The sequence below is a fragment of the Rhodobacter maritimus genome (genome assembly GCF_058747975.1).
On sequence record NZ_CM179095.1, the window covers coordinates 1,544,481 to 1,566,917 of the forward strand.

The following is a 22,437-nucleotide window of genomic DNA, read 5'->3' on the forward strand; positions in this document are numbered from 1 at the left end:
GGCGGCGCGCGCGATGATCCTGATGGTGGCCCTTCTTGTGCCGGTTCTGGCTGTCCTTGGCGCGCGGATCTTTCGCAATCCGGTCGAGGGGGTTTACCTTTTCGTCGCCCTGTCCGGCATCACCATCGCACCGGCCTTCCCGGTCATCGGAGACCGGCTTTCGGTGGCCGATCTCGTGATGGTGCTGACCATCGCCGCCACCGCGCTGCGCGGCGAGATCTTCGCCCCGCCGCCGCCCGGGCGCAGGCTGGCCGACCAGCTGGCCGCGCTTTTCGTGGCGCTCTGCACGCTGTCCTCGGCCGCCGCGCTGATCCACGGGCAGGACCCGGCGCGGGTGGTGCTGTTCTCGGCGATCTATCTTTACGGCTATCTCTGCCTGCGGGTGATGCTGCGCCTGATCGACACCCCGGAGCGTTTCGCGCGGATGTGCCTGTTCTGGGCGGCGGGGGCGGTGCTTGTCTCGGCCGTGGGGGTGCTCGCGGCCAGCGGCATCTGGCGGCCGGGCTGGAGCGTGGACCCGCTGACCGGACGGCTGAGCGCCACGATGAAGATGTCGGGGCAGGTGGCCTCGTATCTGGGGCCGGCGCTGTTCATCCTGTTCTGGCTTGGCACCGGGCGGCGGCTGGGGATCCGGCGCAACCTGCTGGCGCTTGGGGTTCTGGCGATGGCGCTGGTGGTGATGATCGGCACGGGCAGCCGGCTGGCCTTCGGGATCGTGGTGCTTGCGGTGGCCTATATGGCCGCGCTGCTGGCGGGGGCGGATCGCGGGCTTCTGCGCCGGGGGCCGGCACTGGGGGCGCTGTTCCTTGGGCTCGGGGTATTTCTCGCCTTTGCCGCCCCGGTCTGGACGGACGAAAGCGAAAGCTACAGCCTTGCCCGGACCTCCCCGTTCGAGCGCGCGCTGCGCATCTTCGCCGAGACGAGCCGGGACGGGCGCGCGGGCCTCGCCGATTGGGGCGGCACCCGCTATGACGAGGTGTCGACGGCCGCTGCGAACCTCTGGCGCGATCCGCTTTTCGGCACCGGATCGGGCATGTTCAGCGCCACCTACCGCCTGAACGAGGTGCACAACACCTATGTCGGCATCCTGGCCGAGAACGGCCCGCTTGCCCTGCTGGCCTTTCTTGCGTGGTGGGGCTGGATCGCGGCGCTACTGCTGCGCGCGGCATCCGGTGGCGGCGGGCCGGGCGCGCGGCTGATGGCGCGGCTTGCGCTTGGGGCCTTCCTGTCGCTTGCGCTGTACCAGATCACGACGAACGGGCTGCGCCAGCGGCCCTTCTGGTTCGTCTCGGCCGCGGCGGTCTGTGCGGTGACGCTGCGCCCCGTTCGGCAGGTGGCCCACCCACCCGCAAAGGCCATTCCGGCATGAGCGCGCCCGTGCCCGTCCTCTTCGTCGAAAGCTATCCGCAAGCCGTGGCGGGGCAGCAGGAAACACTGCTGGCGCTGCTTGGTCGCTGCGCGGGCGCGGGCATCGTCCCCACCGTCGCCACCCCGGCCGAGGGGCCCTTTACCGCCCGCCTGCGCGAAGCGGGCCATGCGCCGATTGTGATCGCACAGCCCGCCGCGCTTGCGCGCTATGGCGGCGCGGTCTATCGGGACGGGGTGTTGCGCAGGCTGGCCGTGGGGGCGGCGGCGGGGGCGCATGCCGCCCGCCTGCGCGGGGTGCTGCGCAAGGGCGGCTGGCGCGCCGTTTTCTGCAACGACCTTCGGGGCCTGCTCAGCCTTGGCCTGGCCGCCCGGCTGTGCGGCATCCCCACGCTGATCTGGGACAAGCTGGACCGCCCGCACGGGATTTACGACGCGCTGCAACTGCCGCTGGCCAGCCGCAACCTGATGATCGGACACAGCGTGGCCGCGAAATATCCCCGCTGGCAGCGCCGCCTCTGGCCGGGGCGGATGGTGCTGTGCCGCAACGGGATCGACACCGCCCGCGTCGCGGCCAGGGCCGCCGCCGGAGCAGGGGATCTGCGCGCGATGCTGGGCCTTGGCCCCGAGGCGGTGGTCGCGGGGCTGATCGGGACGATCTCGGTGCGCAAGGGGCATGACGTGGCGCTTGCGGCCATGCGGCAGGCGCTTGCACAGCACCCCGGCCTTCATCTTGCGGTGATCGGCGCGGCCACGCCCGAAACCGCCGATTTCCACCGCCGCCTTCGACAGGGCGCGCCGCCGCAGGTGCATTGGCTGGGGCAGCGCGCGGATGTCGCGCGGCTTCTTGGGGGGCTCGATCTGCTGATCTCGCCCTCGCGGCACGAGGGGATGGGCCGCGTCAACCTTGAGGCGATGGCCGCGGGCCTGCCGGTCATCGGCACCGCCGCGACCGGGATCGCCGAGGTGGTGCGCGCGGACAAGACCGGGTTTCTTGTCCCGCCGGGCGATGCGGGGGCGCTTGCCGCGCGGATCGTGCAACTGGCGCGCGATCCCGGCCTGCGCCGTCGCATGGGGCAGGCGGGGCGCGCCTGCGTGGCCGAACATCACGAGGCCGCGGCCTGCCATGACGCGGTTATGCGCGAAATCCGCGCCCTGGTGCGCGCATGAACGGGGCCCGGCATATCGCGCTGATCGGCAATGCCGCCGCGACCATGGTCGCGTTTCGCGGCCCGCTGATCGCCGCGCTGAGCGGCGCGGGCCATCGCGTCAGCGCGATCTGCCCGCCGGGAAGCCCCGCCGATGCCGCCGCCTTGCACGCGCTTGGTGCGCGCCACATCCCGCTTGGCGCGCTGTCGCCCGGCGGGATCGCCCCGGCGGCCGAGCTGGCCGCGCTGCGCGAGCTGACGCAGATCTTGCGCGACGCCCGGCCCGATATCGTCTTTTGCTATTTCCTCAAGCCCCTGATCTGGGGCGCGATCGCGGCGCGGCGGGCCGGGGTTGCGCGCGTGACCGGCATGATCGAGGGGATGGGCTACGCCTTTTCGCACCCGCCCGCCGGCGCGGCGGGGCGCGCGCGTCAGTTGCTTGCGCGCGGGGCGCTTCTGGCCTTGCTGCGCCCGGCGCTCGCGCGGCTTGATGCGCTGATCGTGCTGAACCCTGCGGACCGCGATCTTGCGCAGCACCGGGGCGCGATCGCGCCGCAAAAGCTGCACCTGATCGACGGGATCGGGGTGGATCTGGCGCATTTCGCACCCGCGCCGCTGCCCGATGGCCCGCCGCGCTTCGTGCTGGCCGCGCGGCTGATCCGCGAAAAGGGCATCGCCGAGTTCCTGGCCGCCGCCCGCGCGCTGGAGGGGCAGGCGCGCTTTCGCCTTCTGGGGGCACCCGATCCTGCGCGGGGCGCGGCGTTGGCGGCAGACCTTGCCGCGGCCCGCAGCCGCGGCCTGATCGAATGGCCCGGCCATGTGGCCGATATCCGCCCGCATCTGCGCGACAGCAGCGTGTTCGTCCTGCCCACCCTCTATCGGGAGGGGTTGCCCCGCTCGGTCATGGAGGCGATGGCCATGGGCCGGCCGGTCATCACCACCGACATGCCCGGCGCGCGCGACGCGGTGACCGATGGGCAAAGCGGGCTGGTGGTGCAAGCGGGCGACAGGCCGGCGCTGATCGCCGCCTGCCGGCGCTTCATCACGACCCCCGGACTGGCCGCAAGCATGGGCGCCGCCGCCCGGTCCGAGGCGCTTCGGCGCTATGACCTGCCCCGCAGCACCGCGTTGCAGGCCGCCGTGGTTCTGGGGGATGGGGATTTCGGGAAACGGTGTGTTGCACTCTGACAGGGGTAGAAAGTGATTGATAAATATGCAACCTAAGCGCGAAACCCGGATCGGATGGATGCCCAAAGTGCAACCCGGACAGGCGATGACGAACAGGCGGCCATTGCGCCGGCGCGGCCGGGGCTGAGCATGGAACATCGCCTGCCGCAGCTTTTCACCCCGGCCGAGCCCGCCCGCACCCTGCCGGAACCGGACCTTGCGATGATCGGGCGCATTCTGGCGCGGGGCTGGCGGGTGATGGCGGGGGCGCTTCTGCTGTCGCTGGCGCTTGCCGCGCTTTATGCCTACGGGCTTGCCCCGTCGCGCTTTTCGGCCACCACGGTGCTTGCGATCGAGGCGCGTTCCGCGCGCGTGGTGGATCTGCAAAGCGTGGTCTCGGGCGTGGCCACGGACGATGCCAGCATCAATACCGAGCTTGAGGTGATCCGTTCGCGCGGGGTGCTGGAAAAGCTGGTGCAGCAGATGGGCCTGATGGCCGACCCGGAATTCAACCCGACCCTTTCGCAGGGCCTGTGGGACAGGCTTGCGCGCCATGAGATGACCCCCGCGCCGCAGGACGCGCAGCTTCTGGCTACCACGCGCCGGCTGCGCGCGGCCATCGCGCTCCATGCGCCGCGCAACACCTTCCTGATCGAGATTTCGGCCCGCGCCGCCGATCCCGCCAAGGCCGCCGCGATCGCGGATGCGCTTGCAGCGCTTTACATCGCCGAGCAGATCGCGGTGAAGTTCGACGCCACCGAGGATGCGGTGCTGTGGATGTCCGAACGCGTCGCCACGCTCGAGGCCGAGATCGCCGCGAAAGAGGCCGCGATCGAGGATCTGCGCGCGCGCGCGGGCCTGCTTGACGCGGCCGATCTTGACGCGCGCGGCGCCCAACTGCGCGAGGTCCGCCTGAACCTGGCAGAGGCGCGCGCCACGCGCACCCGCCTTGACGGGGCCATCGCCACCGCCGATGCGGCCCTGCGCGACCGCGATTTCGTCCGCGTGGCCGAGGCCCTGGCCGAGCCCTCGCTGCATCTGCTTCTGCCCCGCATTGCAGAGGGCGCGGCCAGCCCGGCGCAGTTCGCGGCGCAGGCGGATCAGGTGCTCAACCGGCGCCGGGCCGAGGCGATCCGCGCCGGCGCCGAGGCATCGGTTCTTGCCGGGACCGAGGCCGGGATGCTGGACGAGATCGGCGCGCAGGCGGCCGATCTGAGCGCGCTGCAACAGCTTCAGCGCGAACGCGATGCGACGCGTGTGCTGAACGAGACCTTCCTTGCGCGGCTCAAGGAGGTCAGCGTGCAGCGCGGGCTGAACCAGGCCGATGCGCGCATCCTTTCGGCCGCCGCGCCGGGCAGCCGGATCGCGCCGCGCCGCGGGCTGATCCTTGTTCTGGCGGCGATCGGCGGTGCGGTGGCCGGGGCCGCGATCCTGCTGGCGCGGCATTTCCTCTATTCCGGCTATCGCACCGTCGACGAGCTGGAGCGCGATACCGGCCTCAGGGTTCTGGGGCAGATCCCGCAGCTTCCGGTCACATCGCCCGATGCGCTTGTGCCCTATCTGCGGGGGCATCCCGGCGCGGCCGCGCTTGAGGCGGTGCGTGATCTGCGCAGCGCTGTGCTGCCCGGCGATGGCGGCCCGATGCCGGGCGTGGTGATGATCACCTCGTCCCTTCCCGCCGAGGGCAAGACGACGCTGGCCATTGCGCTTGCGCAAAGCGTGGCCGGGCTGGGGCGGCGGGTTCTGCTGATCGAGGGCGACATCCGCCGCCGCACGCTGCCGCGCTATCTTGGCCAGACCGCCGAGGGGGGGCTTCTGTCGGTCCTGCGCGGCGGCAGGACGCTGGCCGAGGTGGCGGTGCCGGTGCCCGCGCTCGGGTTCGACCTGCTTCTGGGCGAGGACCGTCCGGGCCTGAACGCCACCGACATCTTCGCCGCAGAGCGTTTCGCGGCGCTGGTCGCGGAGGCGCGCGAAAGCTACGACCTCGTGGTGATCGACACGCCGCCCGCCGGGATTGTTGCCGATGCGCGGGTGATCGCGCGCGTGGCGGATGCGGTGCTGCATGTGGTCGCCTGGAACCGCACCCCCCGCGCGCGGGTGGCCGAGGCGCTGCGCCCGTTCGCGGGCCTTCGGGGCGGGGTCTCGGGGCTTGTGCTGACCCAGGTCGATCCGCAGCGCCTGCATCGCTACGGCTATGAGGCCGGTTGCGGCGATTACGGCGCGGGGGCGGGCTATTACAGCGGCTGAACCGTTCGATCCGGGCGTTTTCGGGGGCATCCTTGCCCGCAAAAGGCCATCAAAAGATTGCGAAAACAACTTAAAGAATAATAAACTCGTTCGCACATCCACAAGTTGATTCGAGGAGCCCATGCCGCGCAGCGCCAGATCCCGAAGCCCCGGTGCACGGCCTGTCCTGTGGCTGCGGCGAAGCGGGGTCGCATGATGGCGCCGCTTTTCTCCGACATGGTGGTTCCCGCCCTTGCCTTCGGAATTTCGCTGACGATCTCGGCCTTGCTGGCCGCGACCCGCAGTCGCCATCTGCACCGCAGTTCCCGCCCCGAGGATCAGCGCGCTGTGCAGGCCGCCCATCACGGCGCCCGGCCGCGGATCGGCGGGATCGGCGTTGTCGCCGCGATCCTGCTGGTGCTGCCGCTTTTCGCGCCCGAGGCGCTTGGCGGGCGGGTCGCGGGGTTCGTGCTGACGCTGCTTCCGGTCGCGGCGGCGGGGCTTGCCGAAGACCTCGGCCTGCGCATCAGCCCGCGCGGGCGGCTGCTGGCAGCGGCGCTATCGGGGGCGCTTGCGCTTTCGGTCCTCGATGTCTGGATCTGGCGCGCGGACCTGCCGCTGATCGCGCCGCTTCTGCACATCGCGCCGCTGGCGATGCTGTTCACGATCTTCGCCACCAGCGGGATCTGCCATGCTTTCAACCTGATCGACGGAATGAACGGGCTGGCGGGGGTGACGGCAATCCTGATCGCGCTCGGGCTGGCCTCGGTGGCCAGCATCGCCCAGGAGCCGGAGCTTGCGCGGCTGGCTTTCTGGGTGGTTCCGGCGGTGGCGGGGTTCATGGTGCTGAACTTTCCCATGGGGCGGATCTTTCTGGGCGATGGCGGGGCCTATGCGCTTGGCCATGTGCTGGCCTGGCTGGGGGTTTTGCTGGTTGCGCGCACGACCGAGGTGACGCCCTGGGCGATCCTGCTCATCTTCTTCTGGCCGGTGGCCGATACCTGCCTTGCGATCTGGCGCCGCCGCCGGGCCGGACGCGCCGCGGATCAGCCCGACCGTCTGCATGTCCACCAGCTCGTGATGCGCGTGCTGGAGCTGAAGGTGACGGGGCGCGGCGCGCGCGGGCTGTCGAACCCGCTGACCACGCTGGTGCTGACGCCCTTCATTTCACTGCCGGTGCTGAGCGGCGTCCTGCTGTGGAACAACCCGCTGGCCGCCGCGCTGAGTTTCGGCCTTTTCGCGGCGGGTTTCGTCTGGGCCTATGCGGCCTGCCTGCGCTTTGCACGGCGCGGGCGGCGTGTGGCGGGCACGCCCGACAACTTCCTGCCCGCGTTGCTGCCCGCCTGACGGCGCCTAGTGATCGGAAGCGGGCGGCACGCCGATCAGCGCGCCCAGTTCCGCAACCCTGCGCGCAACAAGATCCGCGTCGCCCCGCGCCTCGACATTCAGCCGCAAGAGCGGCTCGGTGTTCGAGCTGCGCAGGTTGAAGCGCCATTCCGCGAAGGTAAGGCTCAGCCCGTCGGCATCATCGCGCGACAGTGCCTGCGGGGCGAAATGCGCCTCGACCCGCGCGACGGCGCCCGCCGGATCGTCCAGCCGGAAGTTGATCTCGCCCGAAGAGGGGTAATCCGCGCGCAACTGCCCCACCAGATCGGCCAGCGGCTTGCCCTTGCGGCCGATCAGGCCGACCACCAGGAGCCAGGGGATCATGCCGCTGTCGCAGCAGAAGAAATCGCGGAAATAGTGATGTGCCGACATCTCTCCGCCATAGACCGCGCCGGTATCGCGCATGGCCTGCTTGAGGAAGGCGTGCCCGGTGCGCGATTGCACCGCCCGCCCGCCCGCGCGGGCCACCGTGGCGGTGGTGGCCAGCACGACGCGCGGGTCATGCACGATGGCCGCCCCCGGATCGCGCGCCAAGAACGCCTCGGCCAGCAGCGCCACGAGGTATTCGCCGTCGATGAAGGCGCCGGTGTGATCGAAGAAGAAGCAGCGGTCGAAATCGCCGTCCCAGGCCAGGCCAAGATCGGCGCCGGCCTTGCGCACCGCCTCGGCCGTGGCATGGCGGTTTCCGGGCAAAAGCGGGTTCGGGATGCCGTTCGGGAAGCGCGGATCGGGATCGTGATGGATGCGGGTGATACGCAGCTTCGCGCCCGCGGCCTCAAGCGCGGCGGCGATCGCGTCAAAGCTGGGCCCGGCCGCGCCGTTGCCCGCATCCGCCACGATATGCAGCGGCCCCAGCGTGGCCGGATCGGCGAACGAGAGGACGCGCGCGACATAGGCGGCCCGCGCCTCGGGAAGGGCACGGCGCGCGGCGCCCCCGGCGGGGGGCGGCACCTCGGCAAGGGCCTCGGCCCGGCGGCGGATCGCGCCAAGCGTTTCGGGGGAAAGGGGGGCCGACCCGCGCGCCACAAGCTTCATTCCGTTCCAGTCGATCGGATTGTGCGAGGCGGTGACCATGATCCCGCCGCAGGCCTCTTGCAGGGCAGTTGCGCAATAGACCTCTTCGGTGCCGCACAGGCCAAGGTCCAGAACCTCCGCCCCGCAGGACATCAGCCCCTCGGCCACGGCATCGGCCAACTCGTTGGAAGAGGCGCGCACATCGCGGCCCAGCACGACACGGCGTGCGCCAAGCTCCTGCGCGAAGGCTGCGCCAATGCGCCGCGCGATGCCCGCATCAAGGTCCGGCCCAAGCCGGCCGCGGATGTCATAGGCCTTGAAACAGTTCAGATCGCGCATCGGATGCCCCCGGAAATGATTTGCGGCAATTTGGCGGGAAAGCCGCCTGCCGTCCAGTGCCAGGGGTGACGATCTTGGCCCGTTGCGGCGCTGCGGCACTGGAAATGCCGCGGCCGCGTTCCGATATTGCGGGAAAGGCCGCCGCCGGCCCACGGGTGTCCGGGGGCGGCGCGGGCAGGGGTAACGGCATATGGATGACGATCTTTACAAGGTGTTGGGGGTGGCGAAGGACAGCCCGCAGGCCGATCTGAAAAAGGCCTATCGCAAGCTGGTCAAGACGCTGCATCCCGACCTGCATCCCGGCGACAAGGCCCGCGAGGCCGAGTTCCAGAAGATCTCGGCCGCCTATGACATTCTGGGCGACCCGGAAAGGCGCGCGCGCTATGACGCGGGCGAGATCGACGCAAGCGGGCAAGAGCGGCCCGAACGTCAGTATTACCGCCACTATGCCGGCGCCGATCCGCAGAACCGCTATTCCCAGGCCGGTGGGCATGGCGATTTCGAGGATCTGTCGGACGTGTTCGCCGATCTGTTCGGCGGCCGGGCGCGCAGTGGGCAGGGCGGCGGGCAGGGCGGCGGGTATGCCGCGCGCGGGGCGGATCTGCGCTATCACCTCGATGTCGAGTTCATGGATGCGGCGCGGGGCGCGCGGCGCGCGGTGCCGATGCCAGGCGGCAGCACGATCGAGCTGTCGATCCCCGCCGGGGTGCGCGACGGCCAGGTGCTGCGGCTGCGCGGCAAGGGTCAGCCGGGGATCGGCGGCGGCCCTGCGGGCGACGCCTATGTCGAGATCGGCCTGCGCCCGCATCCGCTGTTCACCCGCGACGGCAACGATATCGAGATCGACCTGCCGATCCGCTTCGACGAGGCCGTTCTGGGCGCCCGGATCGAGGTGCCCACCATCGACGGCCCCGTCAGCATGAGCGTGCCGCGCGGTGCCTCGTCAGGGCAGCGGCTGCGGCTGAAGGGGCGGGGGATCCGGTCCGCGAAGGGTGCCGCGGGCGATCAGTATGTGCGGCTGAAGATCGTCCTGCCTGAAAAGATTTCCGAGGGCATGGAAGAGGCCGCGCGGCGTTGGCGCGATCTGGCGCCTGACGATCCGCGCGCGAAACTCTGGAGGATGGCGACATGAAACTGGGGGAACGCGAAGTCGTCGCGGCCGTGCGCCGGGTGCAGCTGCGCGAGCTGCGGCTTTGGGTGCGCGAAGGCTGGGTGCGCCCCGCGCATGGCAAAGACGGCCCGGTCTATGACGAGCTTGACGTGGCGCGGATCCGGCTTGTCTGCGACCTGCGCAAGGAAATGTCGCTGCCGCCCGATGCGGTTCCGGTCGTGCTGTCGCTGCTGGATCAGTTGCATGGGCTGCGTCGCGACATGCACGGATTGCTGCGCGCGGTCGGCCGCCAGCCCGACGCAACCCGCCAGGCGATTGCGCACGCCCTGCGCGAGGATACCGGCGGTGCGCAGTAGTGCGGCATGGTGTCCAGTTTGATTTACCCTAAGGCAACCATGCCGGGTTATCTGCTATGATCGCGCCGCATTTGCACAAGGAGGAAAGACGATGGCGAAGACACAAGGATCGGTCGGCTGTTTCGGCCCCGTTCTCGGACCGCAGGCGGCACATTTTTGGCGGATGCAGGAGATGATGCTGAACGAGGCGGAAGCCTTTTCCGCCCACTGGTTCCAGCGCCGCCACCAGGCCACGCGCAGTGCGCTGCGGGCGGGGGCTGCCTTCGGCGGAGGCGATCCGCTGGCCGGGATGAAGGCAATCACGGAATGGCAGGCGCAATCCGCGCAGCAACTCGTGGAAGACGCCCGTGAATACTGGGAAATGGTGGCGCGTTGCGCAGGGCTGGCGATCCGCGAAGAGATCGAGGCAACGGGCGATGCGGCCGGGCAGGTGGTCAAGACCGCCCGGGGGCCGGCCTCAGCCCACGCCGTCCCGGTCTGAGATCGGGCGCCGGATGCGGTTTGCGTGACAAGGTGGCCCGCCGGGATTAGCAAAACCGTTGCCTTTCGGTGCGAAGAAGGCAGCGATGCGTAAAGAAGAAGGACGACGGCGATGGCCAGAGCAGAACCCAGAACCGACCGCCGCAAAGCGGGGGCGCGGCCCCGGCCGGTCGCGCGTGCCGATCATGATGGCACAGGCGCGCTTGGCGGCGCCGCCCGGCATTCCGAGGCGGAAAAGGCGGCCGAACGCCTGCGGGGGGTGACGCTTGCGCAGGGTGTGCCGGGGCAGGGTGCTGTGCCCTCGGACATGGTGGCGGACCTGCTTGACCGCGCGACGCATGCCGGGATTGCGAAACTGACCAACGGCCTGTCCCCGGCGGCGCTGACGGCGGCCTATCTCGACTGGCTGGCGCATCTGTCCATGTCGCCGGGCAAGCAGCTTGAACTGACGCGCAAGGCGATCCGCAAATGGGCCCGGCTTGCGCATTACATGTCAAGCTGCGCGCTTGCCGCGAACGGCTCGGCGCCCTGCATCGAGCCGCTGGAACAGGACCGCCGCTTCCGGGGCGAGGCCTGGCAGAAATGGCCCTATAACCTGCTTTACCAGTCCTTCCTTCTCAATCAGCAGTGGTGGCACAACGCCACCACCGGCGTGCGCGGCGTGACCCGCCAGCACGAGCATGTGATGGATTTCGCCACCCGGCAGATCCTTGACATGTTCTCTCCGTCGAACTTCCTGATGACCAACCCCGAGGTTCTGGCCAGGACGCGCGAGGAAGGCGGCCAGAACCTCGTGCGCGGCTTCCAGACATGGCTTGATGATCTGGAGCGGATGCAGACCGGCAAGCCCCCCGCCGGGGCCGAGGCCTTCCGCCCCGGGATCGAGGTGGCCTGCACGCCCGGCAAGGTGGTTTACCGCAACCACCTGATCGAGCTGATCCAGTATGCCCCCAGCACCGGCGCCGTGCACCCCGAGCCGGTGCTGATCGTCCCGGCCTGGATCATGAAATACTACATCCTCGACCTCTCGCCCGAGAATTCTCTGGTGAAATACCTTGTCGGACAGGGCTTTACCGTCTTCATGATCTCGTGGCGCAACCCCGGCGCGGCCGAGCGCGACCTGGGGATGGAGGAGTATCGCAAGCTGGGGGTGATGGATGCCGTCAGCGCCGTTCAGGCAATCGTGCCGGGCCGCAAGATCCACGGCACCGGCTATTGCCTTGGCGGCACGCTTTTGTCGATCGCCGCCGCCGCGGCCGCGCGCGGCGGTGAAGAACCCTTTGCGACGCTGACCTATTTCGCCTCGCAGATCGACTTTACCGAGCCGGGCGAATTGCAGCTTTTCGTCAATGAAAGCCAGCTCGCCTTCCTTGAGGACATGATGTGGGAGCAGGGCTATCTGGACACGACCCAGATGTCGGGCGCGTTCCAGATGATCAGCTCGGCCGATCTGATCTGGTCGCAGGTGCAGCGCAACTACCTGATGGGGGAAACCCCGGCGATGTTCGACCTGATCGCCTGGAATGCCGATGGCACGCGCATGCCCTACCGGATGCATTCGGAATACCTGCGCTCTCTCTATCTCGACAACGACCTGACCGAGGGGCGTTTTGCGGTCGAAGGGCGGCCGATCTCGATGCGCGACATCACCGTGCCGGTCTTTTCCGTGGGCACGACCAAGGACCATGTCGCACCCTGGCATTCCGTCTACAAGATGCACCTGTTCTTCGACACCGACCTGACCTTCGTGCTGACCAATGGCGGGCATAATGCGGGGATCCTGTCGCAGCCCGGCCACAAGGGCCGCAGCTATCAGATCGCAACCGCGCATCATGGCGAGCGTTATCTCGACCCCGACAGCTGGGCGGTGCAGGTGCCGTTGCAGGAAGGATCGTGGTGGCCGGCATGGACCGCATGGCTGGGTGAGCATTCCGGCGTACCGGAAGCCCCGCCGCCGATGGGGTGCGAACAGGCCGGCTGCGCGGCGATCGGGGATGCGCCCGGCACCTATGTCTTGCAGAAATAGCGCGAGCGCCCGTTTTCGCGGCAGGACGTGTCAGTGATTGCAACGGTTTGACCGTGCACGGTAATGTTGTTTGTCGCATGCCCCGCTGGATGGCACGATGGGTAGACCTGCGCGGGAAGGGCGGTATCCCCCGCGCGCCGGACGGGGAGAGCGGCCTATGCGCCTGATACGGATCGTCATTGGAGCGGCGCTGATTGCGGCGGCAGCAGTCTTCGGTTTCGACAGCACCTCGGCCCTGCTTTCCGCCGCACCCGAGAACCCCGCACCCCGTGCCGGGGGGGGACAAGCGGCGCTTGCCGTGCAGACGGTGCCGGCCAGCATGATGACATTCGCCGACACGGTCGAGGCGGTGGGCACCACGCGTGCGGTGCGCGCGGTGGAACTGCACCCAGCCACCACCGGCCGCGTGAGCGCGCTTCACATCATTCCGGGCGCAGAGGTCCGGGCAGGCGCGGTGCTTTTGCGGCTTGAGGACGCGGCCGAGCGCGCCGCGCTCAAATCCGCCGAGGCGACGCTGGCCGAGGCGCGGGCCGCCTATGACCGTCAGGCGCGTCTGGACAGTTCGGGCAGCACCACCGGCGCCGCGATCGAGGCCGCGCAGGCCACCCTTCTGCGCGCCGAGGCCGAACGCGACATGGCGCAGGCCGCGCTGGACGACCTGGAGTTGCGCGCACCTTTCGCGGGCGTGGTCGGGTTCACCGACCTTGCGCCCGGCCAGCTTGTGACCCCGGCCGATATCGTTACCTCGCTTGACGATCTGTCGCGCATCGAGGTTGGCTTTCGCGTGCCCGAGCGGGTGATCGCACGGATCGCGCCCGGGCTTGGGGTCAGTCTGGTCTCCGCTGCGTGGCCCGGGCGGGTCTTCGACGGCACGATCAACGCCGTCGACACGCGTGTCGATCAGGCGACGCGCTCGATCGCGTTGCGGGCGGTGGTCGATAACGGCGACGGCGCGATGGTGCCGGGCATGTTCATGGAGGTTTCGCTGGTGCTCGACCGCCGGCAGGCGCTTGCGGTGCCGGAACGCGCGCTTATCATCTCGGGCACGCAGGCCCATGTCTTTGCCGTGCAGGATGGCCGCGCCCGCCGGGTCGAGGTCGTCACCGGCCAAAGCCGCGACGGGCTGATCGAGGTCAGCGGCGCGCTGGAAGAGGGCACGGCCGTCATCGTCAGCAACCTGCACCGCGTCACGGAGGGCGCGGATCTGCGCCCGGCAGAGGAGGTGGCGCAATGACCCTTCCCGCCCTGTCGCTGCGGCGGCCGGTTCTGGCCACGGTGCTCAACCTGCTGATCGTGCTGATCGGCGCGGTGGCGCTGACGCGGCTGCCGGTGCGCGAGCTGCCGCAGGTGGATACCGCCCGCATCACCGTGCGGGTCGACTATACCGGCGCCGCGCCCGATGTCGTCGACAGCCAGGTGGCCAGCGTGATCGAGGGCGCGCTTGCCGGGATCTCGGGCCTTGAAAGCATGTCCACCGAAAGCGAGCGGGGACGGATGCGCACGGTGCTGATTTTCGATCCCTCGCGCGATATCGACGGGGCGGCGAACGATGTGCGCTCGGCCATCGACCGGGTGGTGCATGACCTGCCTGCCGCCGCCTCGGCCCCGGTGGTGCGCAAGAACGACGACGAGGGCGACCCGGTGGTACGGGTGGCGCTGTCCTCCAGCACGATGAGCGCGCTTGAACTTTCGGACTATGCCGACCGCTATCTGGTGGACCGCCTGGCGCGCCTGCCCGGCGTGGCGAATACCGCGGTTTATGGCGAGCGCGCGCCCGCGATGCGTGTCTGGCTGGATACCGGGCGGATGGCCGCGCACGGGATCACGCCCGCGGATATCACCGCCGCCCTGTCCGCTAACAATGTCGAGCTGCCCGCGGGCGAGATCGAAACCCCCGCGCGCCAGTTGCAGCTTCTGGCGCGCACGCGGTTTTCCTCGATCGAGGAGTTCGAGCGTCTTGTCGTGCGGGCCGACGGCATGCGCCCCTTGCGCCTAGGCGACGTGGCGCGGATCGAAGAGGGGGCCGAGGGCTCGGACACGATCTTCCGCTCGGACGGGGTGACCGGGCTTGGCATGGGCATCCAGCCGCAGGCGCAGGCCAATACGGTGGCGATTTCCCGCGCCGTCCATGCCGAGCTGGACCGCATCCGCCCGACCTTGCCCGAGGGCATGGCGCTGACCGTTACCGCGGATGAGGCCGTCTTCATCGAGACCACGTTGCAGCAGGTGGCCTATGTGTTCCTTGAGGCGGTGATCCTGGTGACATCGGTGATCTTCCTCTTTCTCGGCTCGGCGCGGCTGTCGATGATCCCGCTGGTCACGATCCCGATCTCGATCCTGGGCGCGTCGCTGGCGATGCTCGTGCTGGGCTTTTCGGTGAACATCCTGACGCTGTTTGCCATGATCCTTGCGATCGGCCTTGTGGTCGATGACGCAATCGTGGTGCTTGAGAACATCCAGAGGCTGCGCGCGCAGGGCGTGTCGCGGGCCGAGGCGGTGCGCCAGGGCGCCGATCAGGTCAGTTTCGCGGTCATCGCCACCACGGCGGTGCTGATCGCCGTCTTCGTGCCGGTCAGCTTCATGGAGGGCGAGATCGGCAAGCTGTTCGGGGAATTCGGCATCGTGCTTGCGGTGTCGGTCGCGGTGTCGGGGTTCGTGGCGCTTACGCTGTCGCCGGTGCTGGCCGAACGCCTGATGGCACAGGAAGAGCGTGCCAATCTGCTCAGCCGTGGGGTGAACCGCGCCGTTGCCGGGGCCGAGCGGCTTTATCGCGCGGGCCTGCGCCGCGCCATCGCTGGCCCTGAGGTTGTGCTGGCCGTGACCGCCTTTGCCATGGCCGTGGCCTTCGCCCTTTACCGCAGCCTGCCGCAGGAAGTGACCCCCGAAGAGGACCGGGGCGGTCTGCGCATCTTCCTCAGCGCGCCGCAGGGCAGCAACCTTGCCCAGACCGATGCCGCCGCCCGCAAGGTCGAGGCCGTGCTGGAGCCGCTGCGCGCGGACGGCGTGATCGACAACGTCACCACCATCGTCGGTACATGGGGAGAGCTGCGGCGCGCGCTGTTCATCGTCAACCTCGTGCCCTGGTCCGAGCGCGACGAAAGCGTTCAGGACGTGATCTCCGCGCTGCGTGGCCCGCTTGGCGCCATCACCGAGGTGCAGACCTTCCTGCGCCCGGCGGGGGGCCTCGGGATCGGGGGCAGCCGCGGCTCGATCGACTTCATGCTGGGCGGCCCCGATGTGGACCGCGCCGCCGCCTGGGCCGAGGATCTGGCCGCGATGATGACGGGCGACCCCGATCTTGGTCCGCTTGAGGTTGCCCATGATGCCAACCAGCCGGGCGCCACGCTAAACGTGGACCGGCTGCGCGCGCAGGATCTGGGGCTGGATGCCGAGGCGGTGTCCTCGGCCCTTCAGGCGCTGGTCGCCTCGCGCAGGGTCGGAGAGTTCAGCCGGGACGGTCGGCAATATCCCGTCATCCTTCAGGCCGAGCCGGAAAACCGCGACGCGCCCGAGGATCTGATGTCGGTCCTGTTGCGCAACAATCGCGGTGACCTGATCCCGCTTTCGGCCTTTGCCAGCATCGAGACGGGGGCCTCTTTGCCCGCCATCACCCGGCAGGATCGCGTGCATTCCGTCGCGGTCGAGGCCGATCTGGCCGACGGCGCGGACCTGGCCGGGGTGATCGCGCGCGTCGAGGCCGCGGTGGCGCAGCTTCCCGCAGGGGCCACGCTGAACTGGGAAGGGCTGGCCGCCGATTACCTTGATGCCTCGGGCGGGGTCGCCACGCTTTTCGCCATGGCGCTTGCGATCGTCTTCCTTGTGCTCTCGGCGCAGTTTGAAAGCTTCCGCACACCGCTGGTCATCATGCTCACCGTGCCCCTGGGCCTTGCGGGCGCGGTCGTGACCCTGTGGCTTGGCGGGCAGAGCGTGAACATCTTCAGCCAGGTCGGGCTGGTGCTTCTGGTCGGGATCATGGCCAAGAACGGCATCCTGATGGTCGAGTTCTCGAACCAATTGCGCGCGCGCGGCATGGCGCTGCGCGAAGCCGCCATCGAAGGCGCCGTCACCCGCCTGCGCCCCGTCACCATGACCTCGATCGCCACGGTGCTGGGGGCGATGCCGCTGGCCCTTGCCACCGGCGCCGGGGCCGAGGCCCGCCGCGCGCTTGGCCAGGTGATCGCGGGCGGGCTGAGCGTGGCCTTCGTGCTGACGCTGGTCGTGACGCCGGTGATCTATGTGCTGGTCGAAAGCATCGGGCGCGACAGGCGCACCGCCGGGGCGGCCGACCAGCCCGCCGAATAGACGTTTCGCTTGCAGGGAGTAACGCACAACACAGGAGGGAACTGCGATGAACACCCCGGACCGCCGCCTGACGGCGAAGGATTTCAGCCCCGAATTGCTGGAACTTTATGACTTCTATGCCCATGGCATCATCACCAAGCGCGAATTCCTTGATCGGGCCGCGAAATTCGCCATCGGCGGGCTGGGTGCCGCGGCCATCCTGTCGATGATGGGCCCCGACTATGCCCTTGCCGAAAAGGTCAGCTTCAACGATCCCGATATTCGCGCCGAATGGATCAGCTATCCGTCCCCGAACGGCCATGACCCCATGCGCGCCTATTTCGTGCGCCCGACCGGGGCGGCATCCGCGCCGGGCGTGGTCGTGGTGCACGAAAATCGCGGGCTGAACCCCTATATCCAGGACGTGGCGCGCCGGCTTGCCAAGGCGGGGTTCATCGCCATGGCGCCGGACGGCCTGACGCCGATGGGCGGTTATCCCGGCAATGACGAGGACGGCCGCGCCTTGCAGCAGCAGGTCGACGGCGAAAAGCTGATGAACGATTTCTTCGCCGCGGTCGAGTTTCTCATGGCGCATGAGGCGGTTGTCGGCAAGGTGGGGATCACCGGCTTTTGCTATGGCGGGGGCGTGGCGAATGCCGCCGCCGTCGCCTATCAGGATCTGGGCGCCGCGGTGCCCTTTTACGGCCGCCAGCCCGACCCGGCCGATGTGCCGCGCATCTGGGCGCCGGTCCTGTTGCATTACGCGGCGCTGGACGAGCGTGTGAATGCCGGATGGCCCGCCTACCAGGCCGCGCTCGATGCCGCCGGAACGACCTACGAGGCCCATATCTACCAGGGCGCCAACCACGGCTTCCACAACGACTCGACCCCGCGCTACGACACCGAGGCCGCCGGACTGGCCTGGAGCCGCACGATCGACTGGTTCCGCAAATACCTGATCTGAAGGCGCCGCGCGCAACGGTGGCTGGAAATCCGCCCTCTATCGGTGCTAGAGGGCGCGGGCCGGGCTGCGTGATGCGGCTCTGAAGCGGCACGGGTGCGAAGCGGGCTGGACTATGGCGGAACGGAACAGATCGGAAATCCGTATGGCGGCACGGTTGTCCGTAGCCCCCATGATGGATTGGACGGACCGGCATTGCCGGGTCTTTCATCGCCGGATCTCGCGTCATGCGCTGCTTTATACCGAGATGGTCACGGCGCCTGCGGTGATCCATGGCAAGCGCGCGCAGCTTCTGGATTTCGACGCGGCCGAGCATCCCGTCGCGCTGCAACTGGGGGGATCGGACCCGGCCGAGCTGGCCGAGGCCGCCCGGATCGCGCGCGACTGGGGCTATGACGAGATCAACCTCAACTGCGGCTGCCCCTCGGACCGGGTGCAGTCGGGCTGTTTCGGGGCGGTGCTGATGAAGACCCCCGAACTTGTCGCCGATTGCGTGGCCGCGATGATCGCCGTCTCTGAGGCCGAGGTCACCGTCAAATGCCGCATCGGCGTGGACGAGCAGGCGCCCGAAGAGGTGCTGCCGCGTTTTCTTGAAACCGTCTCGGCCGCGGGCGTCACGCGCTTCACGATCCATGCGCGCAAGGCCTGGCTGCAAGGGCTGAGCCCGAAGGACAACCGCGAGATCCCGCCGCTGGATTACGACCTCGTGCATGAGATGAAGGCGGCCTTCCCGCATCTGCACCTGTCGCTGAACGGCGGAATCGCCACGCTGGAGGCGGCCGAGGACGCGCTTGCGCGGGGGCTTGACGGGGTGATGCTTGGCCGCGCGGCCTATCATGAGCCGATGAATGTGCTGGGCCAGGCCGATGCGCGGATCTGGGGGCAGGTCGCGCCCGCCGATCCGTTCGAGGTGGCCGAGGCGATGAAGCCCTATATCGCGGCGCATCTGGCGCGCGGCGGGCGTCTGCATCAGATCACGCGCCACATGCTGGGCCTGTTTCACGGGCAGCCCGGCGCGCGCGGCTGGCGGCGCGTCCTGTCCGAGGGCGCCACGCGCGACGGCGCGGGGCTTGCGCTTTACGACAAGGCACTGGCGGAACCCGCGCGAAGCCGCTACACGGCCTGAAACGACGGAGACCCCAAGATGCCCGATATCGCCACGCTGGTGCCGCTTGTGCTGATCCTCATGGCGGTGGGGGCCTTCGCGGGCGTTCTGGCCGGGCTTCTGGGCGTGGGCGGCGGGATCGTCCTGGTGCCGGCCTTCTTCTATCTTTTCAACGGCATGGGATACGGATCGGACGATCTGATGCAGGTCTGCCTTGCAACCTCGCTGGCCACGATCATCGTGACCTCGGCACGCTCGGTGTTGGCGCATCACCGCAAGGGCGCGGTGGTCTGGCCGATCCTGCGGGCCTGGGCGCCGGGGATCGCGCTTGGCGCGCTGGTGGGGGTGATGGTGGTGGCGCAGCTGCGCACCACGACCTTGCAGGTGATCTTCGGGGGGCTGGTCTTCCTGATCTCGCTCTACATGGCCTTCGGCAAGACCGAATGGCGGCTTGGCGATCAGATGCCCGGCGGTCTTGTGCGTGCCGCAATCTCGCCGGTGATCGGGTTCCTTTCGGTGCTGATGGGGATCGGCGGCGGCTCCTTCGGGGTGCCGCTGATGACGCTGCACGGCGTGGCGATCCACCGCGCGGTGGCCACGGCGGCGGGGTTCGGCATCACCATCGCGCTGCCCTCGGCCATCGCCTTCCTTCTGACCCCGGTCGAGGGCGCGCCGCCCTATACGGTGGGGGCGGTCAACATCCCCGCCTTCCTGATCGTCATCGCCATGACCACGATCACCGCGCCGCTTGGGGCGACGCTTGCGCACCGGCTGAACGCGCGGGTGCTGAAGCGGGTCTTTGCGGGCTTTCTGGCGATCGTGGCGCTGAACATGCTGCGCAAGGCGCTGTTCTAACGGATGCCGCGCGCCTTGGCCTTGTTCCAAAGCGCGTCCATCTCGGCCAGGTCGCTTTCGGCGGGGCGCTTACCAATCGCTTCAAGTTCGCCCTCTATGAAACGGAAACGATTGTAGAATTTCGCGTTTGCTGCGCGCAGGGCGGCCTCTGAATCAACGCCCAGGTGGCGGCCCAGATTGACCATGACGAACAGCAGATCGCCAAATTCCTCGGCAATCGCCTCGGGGCCAAGCGCGTGGCGCGCCTCGGCCAGTTCCTCGGCCTCGTCGCGGATCTTGTCGATCACCTCGTCGGTCGAGGGCCAGTCGAACCCCACCCGCGCCGCGCGCCTTTGCAGCTTTATCGCGCGCGTCAGCGCGGGCAGGCCAAGCGCCACGCCGTCCAGAACGCCCGCCGGGCCACGCTCGGCCGCCTTGATCCTTTCCCAGTCCTCGGTCTGCTGATCGGCCGACTTGTCGCGGTTCTCGCCGCCGAAGACATGGGGGTGGCGCGCAACCATCTTGGCGTTGATCGCGCGCGCGACCGAGGCAAGGTCGAAATGCCCCGCCTCGCGGCCCATCTGGCTGTGATAGATCACCTGCAACAGCAGATCGCCCAGCTCTCCCTCCAGCTCGTCCCAGGCATTGCGCGCGATGGCGTCGGCAACCTCATGCGCCTCTTCGATGGTGTAGGGAGCGATCGAGGCGAAATCCTGTTCGATATCCCAGGGGCAGCCGGCTTCGGGATCGCGCAGGCAGTCCATGATCGCCGAAAGCCGCGCGATCTGCCGCTCGGCCCCGCCGGTTTCGTCGAAGATCAGCGGATCGGTCGGTTTCGCCATTGCCCTTGCCTCGTCTTTCGGGTGATCTGGCCGAAGTATCCCCAGCCGCCGACAAGAGTCCACCATGCCCGTGATCAACCGCATCGCCGCCCTTGCCCCCGAGATGACCGAATGGCGGCGCCATCTGCACCAGCACCCCGAGCTTGAATTCGACTGCCACGGCACGGCCGCCTTTGTGGCGGCGCGGCTGCGCGAATTCGGCGTGGACGAGATCCACGAAGAGATTGCGAAGACCGGGGTCGTGGCGCTGATCCGCGGCCGGCTTGACGGCCCGGTGATCGGGCTGCGTGCCGATATGGACGCGCTGCCCATCCAGGAGGCGACGGGCGCGGCCCATGCCTCGCGCGTGGCGGGCAAGATGCATGCCTGCGGCCATGACGGGCATACCGCGATGCTGCTGGGGGCCGCGAGATACCTGGCCGAGACGCGCAATTTCGCGGGCACCGTCGCGCTTCTGTTCCAGCCCGCCGAGGAAGAGGGCGGCGGCGGCGAGGTGATGGTGCGCGAAGGCGTGATGGAGCGTTTCGGCATTGCCGAGGTCTACGGCATCCACAACGCGCCCAATGTCCCCTTCGGCCATTTCCACACCACGCCGGGCCCGCTGATGGCGGCGGTCGACACCGCCTGGGTCCATGTGACGGGCAGGGGCGGGCATGGCGCGACACCGCATGACTGCATCGACCCGGTGGTGGCGATCGCGGGCATGGTGGGGGCGGTGCAAAGCATCGTCAGCCGCAACGTCTTTGCGCTGGACGAGCTGGTGATCTCGGTCACGCAGATCCATGTGGGCACGGCCTCGAACATCATCCCCGAGGAGGGCTGGTTCTGCGCCACGATCCGCTCGTTCACGCCCGAGGTGCGCGACCTGGCCGAGCGCCGCCTGCGCGAGATCGTCGAGGGCCACGGCGCCGCCTATGGCGTGCAAGTGCGCATCGACTATGACCGGGGTTATCCGCCCACGGTGAACGACCCCACCCGCGCGGCCTTTGCCGCCGAGGTCGCGCGCGAGGTTTCGGGCGCTGACGCCGTTGAGGACAATGCCGGACGCGAGATGGGGGCCGAGGATTTCTCCTACATGCTTGAGGCGCGTCCGGGGGCCTATCTGTTCCTTGGCAGTGGGCCGGGGGCCGGGCTGCACCACCCCGCCTATGATTTCAACGACGAGGTGGCCCCGGTCGGCGCGTCGTTCTTCGCGCGCCTTGTGGAACGCGCCCTGCCGGTCGGCTGACCCCGCCCGCAAGGGCGCGCGCCCGCGAGTTTCGATGGCACGGAATTGATCGCCGCGCGGGCGCGATGCGGCCATGGGTGCCTTGCCAAGGGGCAGGGGGGCAGATAGGGTGCCGCCGAATTCGGCACCCCGCCCGCGGCGGGGCCTTCCGCCGAGCGAAACCGACGAAAACACGACCATTCATAACGACAAGAACGCAGAGGTTCCCATGTTCGCATCCCCCGCTTTCGCCCAGGCCGCCGGTGGCGCCGGTGGCGCCGCCGCTTTCGGCCAGTTCATCCCGCTGATCCTGATCTTCGTGATCATGTATTTCCTGCTGATCCGTCCGCAGCAGAAGAAGGTCAAGGAACACCGCGCGATGGTCGAGGCGCTGCGCCGGGGCGACCAGGTGATCACCCAGGGCGGCATCATCGGCAAGGTCACCCATGTGCGCGAGGATGGCGAGCTTGAGGTCGAGATCGCGCAGGGCGTCAAGGTGCGCGTGGTCAAGTCCACCATCGCTCAGGTGCTCAACAAGACCGAGCCCGCCGCCAACGCCGGCTGATCGCATTTCAACCTGATCTGACAG

General features: G+C 68.8%; 18 protein-coding genes. 16 read left to right on the forward strand and 2 right to left on the reverse strand.

Annotated elements, in window-relative coordinates:
* Window positions 1-13 precede the first annotated feature (13 nt).
* The 5 genes from AC4PTO_RS07865 to AC4PTO_RS07885 all read left to right on the forward strand — a co-directional run bounded on the left by AC4PTO_RS07865 (window position 14) and on the right by AC4PTO_RS07885 (window position 7,253).
* Window positions 14-1,369: an O-antigen ligase family protein gene (locus AC4PTO_RS07865; RefSeq protein WP_492733180.1), complete on the forward strand. Its 1,356-nt coding sequence runs from the start codon at window positions 14-16 to the stop codon at window positions 1,367-1,369.
* The gene (locus tag AC4PTO_RS07870; RefSeq protein ID WP_492733181.1) at window positions 1,366-2,535 is read left to right on the forward strand and encodes a glycosyltransferase family 4 protein; all 1,170 of its coding nucleotides are present in this window, start codon (window positions 1,366-1,368) and stop codon (window positions 2,533-2,535) included. The genes AC4PTO_RS07865 and AC4PTO_RS07870 overlap by 4 nt, the downstream gene beginning before the upstream one ends.
* Entirely contained in the window at window positions 2,532-3,701 is a 1,170-nt protein-coding gene (locus AC4PTO_RS07875; protein WP_492733182.1) for a glycosyltransferase family 4 protein, read from the forward strand. The genes AC4PTO_RS07870 and AC4PTO_RS07875 overlap by 4 nt, the downstream gene beginning before the upstream one ends.
* A gap of 129 nt (window positions 3,702-3,830) precedes the next feature.
* Entirely contained in the window at window positions 3,831-5,927 is a 2,097-nt protein-coding gene (locus AC4PTO_RS07880) for a polysaccharide biosynthesis tyrosine autokinase (RefSeq protein ID WP_492733183.1), read from the forward strand.
* 192 nt (window positions 5,928-6,119) lie between these two features.
* Entirely contained in the window at window positions 6,120-7,253 is a 1,134-nt protein-coding gene (locus tag AC4PTO_RS07885) for an MraY family glycosyltransferase (protein WP_492733184.1), read from the forward strand.
* A gap of 6 nt (window positions 7,254-7,259) precedes the next feature.
* On the opposite strand, the gene AC4PTO_RS07890 is transcribed toward AC4PTO_RS07885, so the two are convergent.
* Window positions 7,260-8,645, reverse strand: a complete 1,386-nt coding sequence (locus AC4PTO_RS07890; RefSeq protein ID WP_492733185.1) for a phosphohexomutase domain-containing protein — start codon at window positions 8,643-8,645, stop codon at window positions 7,260-7,262.
* Between the two features lie 190 nt (window positions 8,646-8,835).
* On the opposite strand from AC4PTO_RS07890, the gene AC4PTO_RS07895 reads away from it, so the two are divergent.
* From AC4PTO_RS07895 to AC4PTO_RS07935, 9 genes are all read left to right on the forward strand, one after another.
* On the forward strand, window positions 8,836-9,777 hold the full coding sequence (locus AC4PTO_RS07895; protein WP_492733186.1) for a DnaJ C-terminal domain-containing protein: 942 nt from the start codon (window positions 8,836-8,838) through the stop codon (window positions 9,775-9,777).
* Window positions 9,774-10,112, forward strand: a complete 339-nt coding sequence (locus AC4PTO_RS07900) for a MerR family transcriptional regulator (RefSeq protein WP_492733187.1) — start codon at window positions 9,774-9,776, stop codon at window positions 10,110-10,112. Before AC4PTO_RS07895 ends, AC4PTO_RS07900 begins: the two co-directional genes overlap by 4 nt.
* A gap of 91 nt (window positions 10,113-10,203) precedes the next feature.
* Window positions 10,204-10,593: a hypothetical protein gene (locus tag AC4PTO_RS07905; RefSeq protein ID WP_492733188.1), complete on the forward strand. Its 390-nt coding sequence runs from the start codon at window positions 10,204-10,206 to the stop codon at window positions 10,591-10,593.
* Window positions 10,594-10,704: 111 nt separating this feature from the next.
* Window positions 10,705-12,618: a PHA/PHB synthase family protein gene (locus AC4PTO_RS07910; RefSeq protein WP_492733189.1), complete on the forward strand. Its 1,914-nt coding sequence runs from the start codon at window positions 10,705-10,707 to the stop codon at window positions 12,616-12,618.
* A gap of 157 nt (window positions 12,619-12,775) precedes the next feature.
* Complete coding sequence (locus tag AC4PTO_RS07915; RefSeq protein WP_492733190.1) at window positions 12,776-13,852, forward strand: efflux RND transporter periplasmic adaptor subunit; 1,077 nt, start codon at window positions 12,776-12,778, stop codon at window positions 13,850-13,852.
* Window positions 13,849-16,920 (forward strand): efflux RND transporter permease subunit, encoded by a 3,072-nt coding sequence (locus AC4PTO_RS07920; protein ID WP_492733191.1) that lies wholly within the window; start codon window positions 13,849-13,851, stop codon window positions 16,918-16,920. The genes AC4PTO_RS07915 and AC4PTO_RS07920 overlap by 4 nt, the downstream gene beginning before the upstream one ends.
* A gap of 46 nt (window positions 16,921-16,966) precedes the next feature.
* Complete coding sequence (gene yghX / locus AC4PTO_RS07925; RefSeq protein ID WP_492733192.1) at window positions 16,967-17,863, forward strand: YghX family hydrolase; 897 nt, start codon at window positions 16,967-16,969, stop codon at window positions 17,861-17,863.
* Between the two features lie 169 nt (window positions 17,864-18,032).
* Window positions 18,033-18,986: a tRNA dihydrouridine(20/20a) synthase DusA gene (gene dusA / locus AC4PTO_RS07930; protein ID WP_492733193.1), complete on the forward strand. Its 954-nt coding sequence runs from the start codon at window positions 18,033-18,035 to the stop codon at window positions 18,984-18,986.
* A gap of 18 nt (window positions 18,987-19,004) precedes the next feature.
* Window positions 19,005-19,820, forward strand: coding sequence for a sulfite exporter TauE/SafE family protein (locus tag AC4PTO_RS07935; protein WP_492733194.1), 816 nt, complete (start codon window positions 19,005-19,007; stop codon window positions 19,818-19,820).
* Here AC4PTO_RS07935 and mazG read toward each other — a convergent pair.
* Window positions 19,817-20,641 (reverse strand): nucleoside triphosphate pyrophosphohydrolase, encoded by an 825-nt coding sequence (gene mazG / locus AC4PTO_RS07940; protein ID WP_492733195.1) that lies wholly within the window; start codon window positions 20,639-20,641, stop codon window positions 19,817-19,819. The genes AC4PTO_RS07935 and mazG overlap by 4 nt on opposite strands.
* Window positions 20,642-20,705: 64 nt before the next feature.
* Between mazG and AC4PTO_RS07945 the strand changes: the two genes are divergently transcribed.
* Together AC4PTO_RS07945 and yajC are read left to right on the forward strand one after the other, a co-directional pair.
* Window positions 20,706-21,869, forward strand: a complete 1,164-nt coding sequence (locus AC4PTO_RS07945) for a M20 aminoacylase family protein (RefSeq protein WP_492733196.1) — start codon at window positions 20,706-20,708, stop codon at window positions 21,867-21,869.
* Window positions 21,870-22,077: 208 nt separating this feature from the next.
* Complete coding sequence (yajC, locus tag AC4PTO_RS07950; protein ID WP_492733197.1) at window positions 22,078-22,413, forward strand: preprotein translocase subunit YajC; 336 nt, start codon at window positions 22,078-22,080, stop codon at window positions 22,411-22,413.
* The last annotated feature ends 24 nt before the right edge of the window (window positions 22,414-22,437 follow it).